The organism is Pseudomonas sp. SR18, from assembly GCF_023701505.1.
In the GTDB taxonomy this organism is placed as follows: domain Bacteria; phylum Pseudomonadota; class Gammaproteobacteria; order Pseudomonadales; family Pseudomonadaceae; genus Aquipseudomonas; species Aquipseudomonas cyclaminis.
The window spans coordinates 78,031-91,748 of the sequence record NZ_JAMQAU010000016.1 but is presented as its reverse complement, the minus strand read 5'-3'; the positions used below and the strand labels follow the sequence as shown (position 1 = coordinate 91,748).

Here is a 13,718-nt window from a genome sequence, read left to right as displayed (position 1 = left end):
GGCGTGCGCTGACGCTTCGATCCTGGATCGATCGTGTGCGGTGCATAGGGAGCGGATTGGGAGCGCTGCGTGGCAGGCGCTTGAGGGGCAGCGGGGTTTCGGGGGGGGGGGGCGAAGAGGAAGAAGGATTTTTGACAACCAACCAACTATTTTTTGCTAATTAGCAAAACTTGAAATTCATCAACGCACAGTTTTTTGCGCAGACGCTGGGAACGGTTAGTCGCCATTGGAACAATCCTCATAAGTAATAACGGGCGGCACTTTAGCAGTTTAAGGCGGCAATTGCCCGACTCTCTGGGACAGGCGGTGCAATGCCTGCAAAAAAACGCCGATTTCCAGCTATGGTTCAGCTACAAGTGCGCCCACCTTGGGGCATAATGCCGACACTTTCATGACCAATGAGGGATTTTTCTTATTTACCCCTCGCCTTTTTCACCCTCCTCAGCAGTAGGGTTTTACTTCTTATGATCAAATCTTTGCGTTCCGTATTTTTTGCCGGTTTTATTCTGCCACTGGCGTTTTCCGTCTCCGCTGCCCCCGTCAACACCACCCTGCCACCAAATGTCCAGCAGGCACTTGCCAAAGCCAAGCTGCAAAACACCGCCCTGTCCCTGGTCATGATTCCTCTGAATGGCCCCGGCACCCCCACGGTTTTCAATGCTGACGTCTCGGTGAACCCCGCCTCGACCATGAAGCTGGTCACCACTTACGCGGCCCTGGAGATGCTCGGCCCCAACCACCAGTGGAAAACCGAGTTCTACACCGACGGCACCCTCAGTGGTGGCGTGTTGCACGGCAACCTTTACCTCAAGGGCGGCGGCGACCCCAAGCTGAACATGGAAAAACTCTGGCTGCTGATGCGTGACCTGCGCGCCAATGGCGTGCAGCAAGTCACCGGCGACCTAGTGCTCGACCGCAGCTTCTTCAACCAACCGCAATTGCCTGAATTCAATGACGACGGTAACGACGAGAACAAACCGTTCCTGGTCAAGCCGGATGCGCTGCTGGTCAACCTCAAGGCGCTGCGCTTTGTGACCCGCAACGACTCGGGCCGCGTGATTGTGTCGGTCGAGCCTCCCATTGCCAGCATCCGCATCGACAACCAGGTCAAAGTCTCCAACGCCAAGCAGTGCACCGGCGACGTGCGCTACAACCCGGTCACTGCCGCCGATGGCAGCATGACAGTGACCGTCAGCGGACAGTTGGCCGAAGGCTGCAGCTCGCAGACGTACCTGTCGCTGCTCGACCATGCCACCTACACCGCCGGCGCCGTGCGGGCAATCTGGCAGGAACTGGGCGGCAGCATCCAGGGCCGTGATATCCAGGCGCCCGTGCCCAAGGATGCCAAGGTGCTGGCCCGCGCATTCTCGCCGGACCTGGCGGAAATCATCCGCGACATCAACAAGTACAGTAACAACACCATGGCCCAGCAGCTGTTCTTGAGCCTGGGCGCCCAGTTTCGCAACGATGCCGACGGCGATGATGCCAAGGCCGCGCAGCGTGTAGTGCGCCAATGGCTGGCGAAAAAAGGCATTACTGCGCCACATCTGGTGATGGAGAACGGCTCCGGCCTGTCCCGTGCCGAACGCGTCAGCGCCCGCGAGATGGCGGCGATGCTGCAAGCCGCCTGGAAAAGCCCCTACGCTGCGGAGTACATCAGTTCGATGCCGATTGCCGGCACCGACGGCACCATGCGCAAACGCCTGAAGACCACGGCCATGCGCGGCGAAGCCCACGTCAAGACCGGCACCCTGAACACCGTGCGCGCCATTGCCGGGTTCAGCCGCGACAACAACGGCAATACCTGGGCGGTGGTGGCGATTCTCAACGATCCGAAGCCATGGGGCGCCTCGTCGGTGCTGGATCAGGTGCTGCTGGACCTGTATCGCCAGCCTAAACTGGCAGCGGCTGCGCCTGTGCTCTAAATAACGACATCGATCCAAGGTGGGAGCTGGCTTGCCTGAAAGACCCTGTTAATCAAGCCCGAAGCCGCTCCGCCTCCACCCGATCCCTGCCCGCCTGCTTGGCCACATACACCGCCGAGTCGGCGCGCAGCAACAACCCGTCAATACCCTCATCGATCCGCCAACTGGCCACGCCAAAGCTGGCGGTGACGATGCCCACCGTTTCCATCGGCTCGTTGCGCAGTGACTGCCACAGCTCCATCGCCAAGCTATAGGCCTGCTCCCCATCCGTATGGGGGCACAGCACCATGAACTCCTCACCACCCAGCCGGCAGAACACATCGGTGCGGCGCAAGCGTTCGCTGATGCGCTTGCACAACTCCTGTAACACTGCGTCGCCGACCGCGTGCCCGTGCTTGTCGTTGATGCGCTTGAAGTGGTCAATATCGAGCATGATCACCGACAACGCCCCATTGGTCCGGTTGAGTCGCGCCATTTCGGCCCTGAGCCGGTCCTGGAAATAGCGGCGGTTGTGGATCCCGGTCAGTGAGTCAGTGATGGACAGCGCACGCAACTCCTCTTCAACCCGCTTCAAATCGGAAATGTCCGACACATAGCCATGCCACAGCGTACCGCCACCCGGTAATTCTTCAGGGGTGGCCTCGCCGCGAATCCAGCGCAAACCGCGCTGCGGCAACAGCACCCGGTATTCTTCACGCCAATGGCTCAACTGCAATGCCGACAGGCGAATCGAGGCGCGTACCCGCTCCAGGTCCAGGGGGTGGATACGCTCGAAGACCTTCTTCGCGTCCTGCTGCAACACCCCGGTTTCGATTTCATAAATGTCGCGCATGCCATCGCTGGCATAGATAAACCGCCAGTTTTCGTGGGGCTCAAGGGTGAACTGGAAGATCCCGCCTGGCACATGGGCGCTGAGTTTCTTGAGCAGGCGGTCGCGGGCCGCCAACGCTTCGTACGCCCGTTTCTGCTCGGTAATGTCCAGGTAGATCGCCAGGTGCCCGATCCACAAACCGTGGTCATCCAGCAGCACCGTGGCCAGCATGGTCACGGTCAACTGGCTGCGGTCCTCGCGCACCAAGGTCCATTCGCGGGCTTCGTGCAGGTTGTCGGGGCTCTCCACCAGCATCGCCTGGCTGGCCGGGATTCGCTTGCCCAGGGCCACGCTCAGGCTGGCAGCACGGGCTTCCAGTTCCGGCGCCAGGTGCAGGCTTTCCAGGGTCAATTTGCCCACCACCTGCTCGGCGCATAACCCGAGCATCTGCTCGGCACCGGCGTTGAAGGTATTGATAACACCGCGCAAGTCGGTGGCAATGATTGCCACCTGGGTCGCAGCATTCAACACGCTGCGCAATTGACCGTGGGCACCGCGCAACTCCTGCTCACGCAGACGCAACTGCACGGTGCGCTGCTCCACCAGTTTCACGGCGCGCTGACGCTGACTGACCAGCACATAGAGCAAAGCGCCGAGCAACAGGCTGAGCAAGCCGCCCATGGTCAGGATGGTGGTCAGGGAGGAATGGTTGGACTGGTCGAACACCTGGCTCGGACGCAGGGTCAGGGCATATACATGGTCACCCAGGGTAAGACGTCGCGCACCGAGCAGATCGCTGCTTCCCACGGTATTGCTGGTCTCATAGAGCACGCGTTTGTCCAGGTCGGATGTATCGACGATCTGCATCACCAGGTTGTCCCGTTCCGGCTTGGGCAAACCATCGGCCACTAACTGACGCATGCTGATCACCGCCATCACGTAGCCAAAGGGCTCGTTCTGGGACTGATCGGAGGTGGGCAGGTGGCTGACCGGCGCCACCAGCAACACACCGGTAGCGTAGGCAGGCTCGACGCCGACCAGTTGCATGGGCTGGGACACCGCCAGCTTGCCGCTCTTTTGTGCACGTTCAAGGGCTGAACGCCGCAGCGGTTGAGCCAGCAGATCAAAACCCAGGGGTGAGCCCAGCAGGCTTTGGGTCTGACTGTAGAGCACCGGCACGTATTCATCGCGTTCGCGCGCCGGAACCAGCTCACCGACAGTATTTAATTCACGGATGACAAAAGACACGCCGCGCTGCTGGGACACCGCGTGTTCAAACTGGCTGCGCTGATCGCGAAACACCCGCGGCGCCCAGGAATAGGCACGGGTGCGCAACAGTAAAGGCTGGGCGAAACCATCGAATTCTTCGGGAGACACTTCGTCGGAATTGACGAAAAACCGCCGAATGCTGTTGAGGCGCTGCTCCTGATCGTCGAAGCGTTCCTGCAGACGGGTATAGCGCTCGTTGACCAGCAACTGAAAACGCTGGCGCACCTGTTGTTGATAGAGGTCGGAGGCCGCCCAGGCGACTATGAGCGTCAGCGCACCGCCGGCCAGAAACACCACCAATGCCACCAGCCAAGCCGACGCCTGCTCACTGATAAAACCTAGGATTTTCGGGCGTACGGCTTGCATCGGCATAAGCAACACTCACAACGCCAGCGTGCGGGGGTGTCACTTTGGCTAGGCCTTAAGTTATAGCCATCGGCCCAGGGTTTGACCAGCGCAAAAAAGCCGCAAGACCGGAATAAACCAGGCTTGCGGCTTTAGGTTGTTGGTTATCCGCGCGCCGTGATTTTCCAGGCGCGGTGGATCTTGGCGTTGCGCGCAAAATCCGGGTCGAGGGTCTTGTCGCTGATTTCCTCGACGGCGTAGCGTTCGCTGAGGTTGTCCTCCAACACGAACTTGCGGAAGTTGTTCGAGAAGTACAGCACGCCACCCGGTGCCAGGCGCGCCATGGCCAGGTCCAGCAACTGCACGTGGTCACGCTGCACGTCGAAGATACCTTCCATGCGCTTGGAGTTGGAGAAGGTCGGCGGGTCGATGAAGATCAGGTCGAACTCATCACGACTGGCTTCCAGCCACGCCATCACGTCGCCCTGCTCCAGGCGGTTTTTGTCGGAAAAACCGTTGAGGGAGAAGTTGCGACGCGCCCAGTCCAGATAGGTCTTGGACAGGTCAACGCTGGTGGTGCTGCGCGCGCCGCCCTTGGCAGCGTGCACGCTGGCGGTAGCGGTGTAGCAATACAGGTTGAGGAAGCGCTTGCCGGCCGCTTCCTTCTGAATGCGCATGCGCATCGGGCGGTGGTCGAGGAACAGACCGGTATCCAGGTAATCGGTGAGGTTGACCAGCAGTTTCACGCCGCCTTCACTGACCTCGGTGAACTTGCCTTGGGCGCTCTGGCGCTCGTACTGCTTGGTGCCGCTCTGGCGCTCGCGACGCTTGACCACCACACGGCTCTTGTCGATGTTCAGCGCCTGGGGGATAGCCGCCAAGGCATCGAACATGCGTGCGGAGGCTTTTTCCGGGTCGATGGACTTCGGCGCGGCGTATTCCTGTACGTGCACCCAATCGTGGTAGAGGTCGATAGCCATGGAGTATTCCGGCATGTCGGCGTCGTACACACGGTAGCAATCCACGCCTTCACGCTTGGCCCACTTGCCCAGCAGCTTGAGGTTCTTCTGCAGGCGGTTGGCGAACATCTGCCCACCTTCGCTCAGGCGCGCCTGCTCGACCACGGGGGCCGGGGCTGGCTTGATCGGATTGCCGTTCTTGTTGTATTGGCGCTCTTGTGGCTCCACCGGGGCCTGATCGTAAGCGGCTTGCTCACGTTCGGCCTGGCGCTGCTCCGGGGTGCGGCGCTCGCCGGTGACAAACTGGTCTGGGTTGACCTTGATCAGCAGCAGCTTGCACGGCAAGGCGCCGTTCCAGAACGAATACTGCTTGTGGCTGCGGATGCCCATACGCTTGCCCAGGTCCGGCGCGCCGGTGAACACCGCCGCCTCCCAACCCATGCACGCCTGGCGCAGACGCTCGCCGAGGTTCTGGTAGAGATACAACAGGCTGGCTTCGTCACCCAGGCGCTCGCCGTAGGGTGGGTTGCAGATCACCAGGCCTTTCTGGTTCTGGTCCGGGCGCGGCTCGAAAGTGCCGACTTCGCCTTGGTACACCTTGATCCAATGGCTCAGGCCAGCACGCTCGATGTTGTTGCGCGCAGGCTGGATCAGCCGTGGATCAGCTTCGTAGCCACGCACCCACAGCGGGGTCTTGTTCATGCCGATGGCGGCACGTTCAGTGGCCTCGGTGTGCAGTTTCTTCCACAGCGCCGGCACGTGGCCGAGCCAGGTGGTGAAGCCCCACAGTTCGCGATTGAGGTTGGGCGCCATGTCGGCGGCAATCATCGCGCCTTCGACCAGGAACGTACCCACACCACACATCGGGTCGGTCAGCGCGCCGCCTTCGGCAGCGATGCGCGGCCAGCCGGCACGGATCAGGATCGCGGCCGCCAGGTTTTCCTTCAGCGGTGCTGCGCCCTGCTGCAGGCGATAGCCGCGCTGGTGCAGGCTGTGGCCGGAAAGGTCGAGGGAGAGGATCGCTTCGCCACGGTCCAGGCGCAGATGGATGCGCAGGTCCGGGTTGATCTTGTCGATGGACGGGCGCTCACCGGTCGGGGTGCGCAGCTTGTCGACGATTGCATCCTTGACCTTCAGCGCGCCGAAGTGGGTGTTGTCGATGCCCGAGCCGTGACCGCTGAATTCCACGGCCAGGGTGCCGTCGCTGACCATATGGTCGGCCCACTCGATATCCAGCACGCCGTGGTAAAGGTCTTCGGCGTCCTTCATCGGGAAGCGCTTGAGCACCAGCAGCACACGGTTGGCCAGGCGCGACCAGAGGCAAAGGCGGTAGGCGGTTTCCATGTCGGCCATGCCGCGCACGGCCGAGGTGTGCTCGCGGGCTTCCTCAAGGCCAAGCCCGACGGCTTCCTCGATCAGCAGGCCTTCGAGGCCCTTGGGGCAGGTGAGGAAGAGTTCAAAACGGTCCGACATGGGGCAATCCAGGCTTTTCAGCAATAAATGAACGGGCGACGCATCGCCGGCTCGGTTTTCAATCAAGCACTTTTCTTGAAGAGTGCCCGCGTGGCACGAATGTGCCGTCCCACCCCGTCTGACGGGCCCTTGAGCCTTTATTGACGGGGCAGAGTGAATTTTTGAAGCAACAAAAAGAAATATTCCGACCCTTCGTCGAATAGTAACCGACCGCAACAGGGGGACATTCTCACTAAAGGATTAAATCCTTCCTCTGTGCAGGGTGCATCATAGCTGGCTTTGCTGCACAAATGGGGCGAAAAGCCATCCCAGCTTATGGCTATAGCATCGTTATCGTTACGTGCTTATGACAAAACGATCATTGAATCCATGTGACCTATTGGTTAGAACTCAACACAGGTTGGCGCCGTAACGACGTCGACACTTAGGCTCGCCACGCCGGCAGCGAGCCCACCAACGGCAGAAAAACTCTGCCCGGCCTCAGACGAGGCCGAAGGATATCAAGACAGTCAACAAGTGAGGGAAACACCCTATGAGAAGACTTAAGCGTGATCCGTTGGAAAGAGCATTTTTACGCGGATATCAATATGGCGTTCATGGCAAATCCCGTGAGCTTTGCCCATTTACTCTACCGTCGGTACGCCAAGCCTGGATCAACGGCTGGCGAGAAGGACGCGGCGACAACTGGGACGGTATGACTGGCACTGCGGGAATCCACAGACTCAACGAACTTCACGCCGTCGGCTAATCAAGGGCACTTAATTCCGACATCACCACGAATATGTAACGACTTAACCACGCACGTCCTATCCGGGCGGCGGGCTTCGGCCCAGGGGGCTCCTTTACGGAGCCCTTTTTAATGGGCGATCCTTCAACGCAATGCGGCGATGGCATCCACCGATTGACGAATCAGCGCCGGGCCCTTGTAGATAAAGCCGGAGTACAGCTGCACCAGGCTTGCGCCGGCGGCGATCTTCTCGGCCGCGTGCTTGCCTTCGGTAATACCACCCACCGCAATAATGGGCAGACGCCCGGCCAGCTCAGCAGCCAGTACCTTGACGATGTGAGTGCTCTTGTCCCGCACCGGCGCACCCGACAGGCCACCTGCTTCATCGCCATGGGCCAACCCTTCGACGCCAACACGGCTGAGGGTGGTATTGGTGGCGATCACCGCGTCCATACCGGAATCCACCAGGGCCTGAGCCACTAGCACAGTTTCTTCGTCGCTCATGTCCGGGGCGATCTTGATTGCAAGCGGTACGCGCTTGCCATGGCGCAGAGCCAAGTCTTCCTGGCGCTGACGCAACGCTTCGAGCAATTGCTTGAGGGAATCACCAAACTGCAAGCTGCGCAGGCCCGGCGTGTTGGGCGAGCTGACGTTGACGGTGACGTAGCTGGCGTGGGCGTAGACCTTGTCCAGGCAGATCAGGTAGTCATCGACTGCACGCTCGACCGGTGTATCGAAATTCTTGCCGATATTGATGCCCAGGATGCCCTTGTACTTCGCTGCCTCAACCCGCGACAGCAGGTGATCGACGCCGAGGTTGTTGAACCCCATGCGATTGATGATCGCCTCCGCTTCCGGCAAACGGAAAATACGCGGCTTGGGGTTACCCGGTTGCGGTCGCGGCGTCACGGTGCCGATCTCGACAAAACCAAAGCCCAGTTGTGCAAAACCATCAATGGCCGCGCCGTTCTTGTCCAGGCCGGCGGCCAGTCCGACCGGGTTAGGGAAGTCGAGCCCCATTACCGACACCGGCATCTTTGCCGGGGCCTTGCATACCAGGCCATTAAGCCCCAGACGGCCACCGGCGCCGATCAGGTCCAGGGACAGATCGTGGGAGGTTTCCGGGGAGAGTTTGAACAACAGCTGGCGGGCCAGGGTATACATGGGCGGGCTAGACTCGGATGGCGGCGAAAGGTGGCGGCGATTATAGCCGGGGTGACGGGCTGCACGCGAGGCGTGCCGCCCAAACGTCAATAGCGCTGCTGTACCAAAGCCTCATAACGCCCCCAGACTTTTTCTGCATAGCGCATGCGCAGCGCCTCACGCAATGGCCCGGGACCTGGTCCGGCGTTGTAGGCCCCCACCGCCGTCCAGTTATAACCAAAGCGCTGGATGAACTCGACCAGTATCGACGCCGCCACTTCCACCGAGAGGCAGGGTTCAGTCAACAGCCGCTCTTCGGTGATGCCCAGCTTGAGCAAACGAGGCAAGTGGATGCTGTTGATCTGCATCAGACCAATATCCCGGGTGCCATTACTGTTGGCATTATTCATCGCGTCTGGTCGGTAGCCCGACTCCACGGCAGCAATCGCTTGCAGCAACTCCGGCTCGATATCGTAGCGACGGGCCGTTTCCTCCCAGCAAAAGGCCAAGGCCTGATTGCCACTCATCAAGACTCCAAGCAACAGCACTGCGCGCCACACCTTACCCATGGTTGACTTGACCACAGGCCGAACACACATGCTCCTGGTGCCCGGTGCGACCTTGAACTGGCGACACAGCCCTCACCGGGCAGGTAAAGCGATACCCTCGACCGTATATCGTCTTGATAAACCCCTTGTCTGCACCCAAGTGCTTGCGCAACGAATAAATGCACCGCGTCAGCGATTCTTCGGCGACCTCCCCTTGGGGCCAGGCCAGCTCCAGCAATTGATCCTTGGTCATCAGCACGCCACCTGAGACCAGCAGCAAACGCAACACATGCCACTCCTTGGGCGGCAGTTGCACATCAGTGCCCTCGCCGGTGAGACGGCCATCGACATGCAGGGTCCACTGGGAAAAGACTTGGGAAGTCACCGTCACCCCATCACTCACGACGGCCATATCTACCTCGGCATCCGACTACTGACATTGAAGCCCCTATTTCCACTACCGGCTCTAGCGCCCATCTCACAACTATAAAAACCTGCCTTACATTCCACCGTAAGAAAAAGCCCATATATTCAGGACTTTTCAGGGCCTACCCGTAAGACTTTTCTCTACCCGCCAGCGGCTCCCACCCCCTCGTAAACTTCGTGCAGTTCTACCCCTAGTCGGTCCTCCAACTGCACCAGTTCACCCAAGGCGAACAACAGGCCATCAACCCGTAATTCCACACAGTGAATAACCTCAGGCGCCAACGGCAGCACCTTCCCAGGCGCAAAGGCTGCCAGGCGCCTGCGACTGACCCGTTGTTCCTGTAGAAGAATTTCCAAATGCATGGGCTAACACCTTGTTCACGGAGAGATATCGCGACCCGGACGCACAAACGCACGCTGCACACGCTCGTATTGAGCCGCCGTCAACGGGGGCGCACCAAGGCCTGATCCCGGCGACTTCAACTCGCTGTCCACGGCCCTGGCCTGAATCACGAACAGGCGAACCTTGGCGGCTCCCGACGCTACCGTGCTATGGCTCGACTCGCGCGCCTCGCGGCTAAACGCGCCCAGCCACAGGCGCTTGCCCTGTGGCACCCGCACCACGCTGCTGATACCCACCCTTGCGACCGCAGCCGGTTTTGCGCCCCGCCCTGCTTCGCTCAGTTGGCGACCATCCTCAATGTGGAGCAGCATCTCGATCTGGTTCGCTTCGGCGAAACGCGGCAGCACGCTGACCTGTGCGCCATAACGCACAGGCCTCCAGTCGGCTGAGTCATCTCCGGGATGGGGCAGGTAAAAGGTGTGGTTGTCCTGAAACACCGCCGGCACGTTCTCCTGGGTGAGGATCACCGGTAACGTCGTCACCCTCGCTCGCCGCCGGCGTTCCAGAGCGGCGATTTGCGCCATCAGACGCTTATCGTCCAGCGGCGCCAGAATTCGCGTGGCCTGAGTCTTGGCGTCCTTATCCCAGGCAGGGTCGAGCTTTTTCAGTTCGTCACGATCGACATCCACCATCCATAACGAAACCTCGACAGACCGCTTGGGTGTATCCAGTTCTGCCACCAGTCGCTCGATAACACTCAGCTGCGCAGGTTTGCCCTTGATCAGCAGGCTGTTGGTATCCGGGTAGGCGATTACGGCCAGACTCTTGTCTGCCAGCGGCCCCTTCTGTTCGGCAGCCAGTACGGTTTTGATCGTCGACGCGATTCCCGGCACGGTGACCGTTTCGTTGCCCATGCCGTACTCGCGGTCTGCCACATGCGTATTGAGCACCTGCACCACTGCGAACGCCTGGGTACCTGCGCGTAAATCGGCACGCTCGCGGTCCATCAATTGGGCCAGGTGCAATACGTGGTCGACATAATTGGGCGGGCCTGACACGTAAAACGTCCGCGCCCCACTCACCCGCAACGGATAGCGTGTTTCATCAATCCCCGCGCGACGCATGAGGCTGCGAAACCTGTCAACGGAGATATGCCGCAACGCCACTGCCGAGCTTTTTTCCTCACTTGCGTCATAGAGATAAAGCACCTGGCCATCGCTGTACCAGATCAAGCTGTATTGCAATGCAAGCGTCTCCAGCGCGTGTTGAGGCGTATCGAGATCAATGAGCTCACTGATGCGTGTCCGCGCTACGTCACGGCTCACAACGATCGGCAGGCCTAAAGGCACGGACAAGACGGTAAAGACGGTATGCAGGCTTTCGTCCTGCGCCTGATAGGTATCCCCCCAGGCGCCGTTGCCGCCCAGCATCAATGCGGCAAGCAGGAGCCAGAAGCGGGGCATCATTACGGTGAAGTCAGCGTACACCTTGGGTTTCCTGGCCGGTCCGGCAGTGAGAAGCGGCCATACTGAGAGGGCGCCCACTTTCAATCTTGATGGAAAGTTGACGGCCGACCGTCCTTGTCGGCCCGTGGCATGTGCCTTGCTTTGCACTCTGTATCAGAGCCCACTCCAACGGCGGAACGGGCTTACGGACAAAGGCGTCGTTACCCGCAATGGCCTCGCATCGCCATCTGAGGGAACGACGCTTTTTTTTGAAAGAAAAGGTAGGTGTTGATGAACGATTCGGTAGGCAGCAGCCCGACGAACGACCCGCGGGCCTGGGTCAACGGCAGTGATGCTCCGGAAAAGAGCAGCCTCGACCTGGGCTTCATGGCTTTGAGCGATTGCGCCTCACTGGTGGTGGCCGCCACCCAGGGTTTCGCACAACCCTATGGCCTGACACTCAACCTCAAGCGCCAAACTTCGTGGGCCAACCTGCGGGACAAACTGGTCAGTGGTGAATTGGACGCCGCCCACAGTCTGTACGGGCTGATCTATGCCGTTCATCTGGGCATTGGCGGCGTTGCGCCCACCGACATGGCCGTGTTGATGGGATTGAACCAGAACGGTCAAAGCATCAACCTGTCCCACGGCCTGCAACAGCAAGGAGTGGTCACTCCTGAGGCGCTGGACCGTCACGTGCACCAAAGCCGAACAAAACTGACCTTCGCCCAGACCTTTCCCACAGGTACCCACGCCATGTGGCTGTACTACTGGCTGGCGAGTCAGGGCATTCATCCGTTACAGGATGTGGACAGCGTGGTGGTACCGCCCCCGCAAATGGTCGCGCACCTGCAAGCCGGGCGGATTGATGGCTTTTGCGTCGGAGAGCCCTGGAGTGCCAGCGCAGTCGCGCAAAATCAGGGGTTTACCCTGGCAACCACCCAAACGATCTGGCCGAACCATCCGGAAAAAGTGCTCGGCTGTACCCAGGCCTTCGTCGACCAATACCCCAACACTGCACGTGTGTTGGTCATGGCCATTCTCGAAGCCAGCCGTTTTATTGAAGAAAGTACCGAGAACCGGCGTTCCACCGCGCAATTGCTCAGCGGCCGCGAGTACCTTGACGCACCGCTCGACTGCATCGAACCCCGTCTGCTGGGTACTTACGATGACGGCCTGGGCAACCACTGGCAGGACCCCCATGCCCTGCGTTTTTTTGCCGGTGGCGAAGTGAACCTGCCGTACCTCTGCGATGGCATGTGGTTCATGACCCAGTTTCGACGCTGGGGCCTGCTGCGCGATGACCCTGACTATCTAGGCGTCGCCCGCCAGGTCCAGCAATTGGCGCTCTATCGCCAGGCGGCCGACGCCTTGGGCATCACCCCGCAAAGCCAGGACATGCGCAGCAGCCAGTTGATCGACGGCAAGGTCTGGGACGGCTCGGATCCCGTCGGCTACGCCCACAGCTTCCGGCTGCATGCCCTCGCCGACCACGCCAACCGCCAAGCCTTGCGCTAACAGGAGCACATCTATGCTGCGAATCCTGTTGATCAATGACACCCCGCGCAAGGTCGGGCGCCTGCGCACAGCTCTGATCGAAGCCGGCTTCGAGGTGATCGATGAGTCCGGACTGACCATCGACCTGCCGGCACGCGTCGAAACAGTGCGCCCAGATGTGATTCTGATCGATACCGAGTCACCGGGCCGCGATGTGATGGAGCAAGTGGTGCTGGTCAGCCGCGACCAGCCCCGGCCGATCGTGATGTTTACCGATGAGCACGACCCGAATGTGATGCGCCAGGCCATCAAGTCCGGGGTCAGTGCCTACATCGTCGAGGGCATACAGGCCCAGCGCCTGCAACCGATCCTCGACGTGGCCATGGCCCGCTTTGAAAGCGACCAGGCCTTGCGCGCCCAGCTTCAGGAGCGTGATCAGCAACTGGCCGAGCGCAAGCGCATCGAGTTGGCCAAAGGTCTGTTGATGAAAATGAAAGCCTGCAATGAGGAAGAGGCCTACACCCTGATGCGCCGCCAAGCCATGAGCCGCCAGCAGAAACTGATCCAGGTAGCCGAGCAGATTATCGCCATGAGTGAGTTGCTCGGCTGAACACACATAAAAGGTTGGCGCAGGACTTGCTAAGTAATCATCACAGGTAACCAACGGCGGTTGCCCCTCCACGACAAAGACGTCGCACATCCGGTTTGCCCTCGCGAACCCGGTGGCGGCGTTTTTTCGTTTTGGCCCCCGCAGCACGGGGCCGGTGGGGCGGCCTTAGCTGGCTGTTCCATCACCAGGCCTTCTTA

At 60.2% G+C, this 13,718-nt stretch carries 11 protein-coding genes; 4 read left to right on the top strand and 7 right to left on the bottom strand.

Annotated elements, in window-relative coordinates; all coding sequences use genetic code 11:
- Positions 1-464: 464 nt before the first annotated feature.
- Positions 465-1,925 carry a D-alanyl-D-alanine carboxypeptidase/D-alanyl-D-alanine endopeptidase gene (dacB, locus tag NDJ82_RS21680; RefSeq protein ID WP_099582691.1) on the top strand — a complete coding sequence of 487 codons (1,461 nt, stop codon included), beginning with the start codon at positions 465-467 and terminating at the stop codon, positions 1,923-1,925.
- A 52-nt stretch (positions 1,926-1,977) separates the two neighbouring features.
- On the opposite strand, the gene NDJ82_RS21675 is transcribed toward dacB, so the two are convergent.
- Both NDJ82_RS21675 and rlmKL read right to left on the bottom strand, forming a co-directional pair.
- A complete protein-coding gene (locus tag NDJ82_RS21675) occupies positions 1,978-4,377 on the bottom strand; it encodes a sensor domain-containing diguanylate cyclase (RefSeq protein WP_250926265.1) in 2,400 nt (799 codons plus the stop codon).
- A 137-nt stretch (positions 4,378-4,514) separates the two neighbouring features.
- Positions 4,515-6,782, bottom strand: a complete 2,268-nt coding sequence (gene rlmKL / locus NDJ82_RS21670; RefSeq protein WP_099582693.1) for a bifunctional 23S rRNA (guanine(2069)-N(7))-methyltransferase RlmK/23S rRNA (guanine(2445)-N(2))-methyltransferase RlmL — start codon at positions 6,780-6,782, stop codon at positions 4,515-4,517.
- Positions 6,783-7,314: 532 nt separating this feature from the next.
- On the opposite strand from rlmKL, the gene rmf reads away from it, so the two are divergent.
- Positions 7,315-7,530 (top strand): ribosome modulation factor, encoded by a 216-nt coding sequence (rmf, locus tag NDJ82_RS21665; protein ID WP_002553055.1) that lies wholly within the window; start codon positions 7,315-7,317, stop codon positions 7,528-7,530.
- Between the two features lie 123 nt (positions 7,531-7,653).
- Here rmf and NDJ82_RS21660 read toward each other — a convergent pair whose 3' ends face one another.
- From NDJ82_RS21660 to sctC, 5 genes are all read right to left on the bottom strand, one after another.
- Positions 7,654-8,673 (bottom strand): quinone-dependent dihydroorotate dehydrogenase, encoded by a 1,020-nt coding sequence (locus NDJ82_RS21660; protein WP_099582694.1) that lies wholly within the window; start codon positions 8,671-8,673, stop codon positions 7,654-7,656.
- An 86-nt stretch (positions 8,674-8,759) separates the two neighbouring features.
- Complete coding sequence (locus NDJ82_RS21655) at positions 8,760-9,221, bottom strand: transglycosylase SLT domain-containing protein (RefSeq protein WP_250926264.1); 462 nt, start codon at positions 9,219-9,221, stop codon at positions 8,760-8,762.
- Positions 9,214-9,612 carry a winged helix-turn-helix domain-containing protein gene (locus NDJ82_RS21650; RefSeq protein WP_112196447.1) on the bottom strand — a complete coding sequence of 133 codons (399 nt, stop codon included), beginning with the start codon at positions 9,610-9,612 and terminating at the stop codon, positions 9,214-9,216. The genes NDJ82_RS21655 and NDJ82_RS21650 overlap by 8 nt, the downstream gene beginning before the upstream one ends.
- A 155-nt stretch (positions 9,613-9,767) precedes the next feature.
- A complete protein-coding gene (locus tag NDJ82_RS21645) occupies positions 9,768-9,989 on the bottom strand; it encodes a FliM/FliN family flagellar motor switch protein (RefSeq protein WP_099582696.1) in 222 nt (73 codons plus the stop codon).
- 15 nt (positions 9,990-10,004) lie between these two features.
- Entirely contained in the window at positions 10,005-11,432 is a 1,428-nt protein-coding gene (gene sctC, locus NDJ82_RS21640; RefSeq protein WP_250926280.1) for a type III secretion system outer membrane ring subunit SctC, read from the bottom strand.
- A gap of 273 nt (positions 11,433-11,705) precedes the next feature.
- Here sctC and NDJ82_RS21635 point away from each other — a divergent pair, with 273 nt between their 5' ends.
- Both NDJ82_RS21635 and NDJ82_RS21630 read left to right on the top strand, forming a co-directional pair.
- Complete coding sequence (locus NDJ82_RS21635) at positions 11,706-12,932, top strand: CmpA/NrtA family ABC transporter substrate-binding protein (RefSeq protein ID WP_099582697.1); 1,227 nt, start codon at positions 11,706-11,708, stop codon at positions 12,930-12,932.
- Between the two features lie 13 nt (positions 12,933-12,945).
- Positions 12,946-13,521, top strand: a complete 576-nt coding sequence (locus tag NDJ82_RS21630) for an ANTAR domain-containing response regulator (protein WP_158876985.1) — start codon at positions 12,946-12,948, stop codon at positions 13,519-13,521.
- Positions 13,522-13,718: the final 197 nt, after the last annotated feature.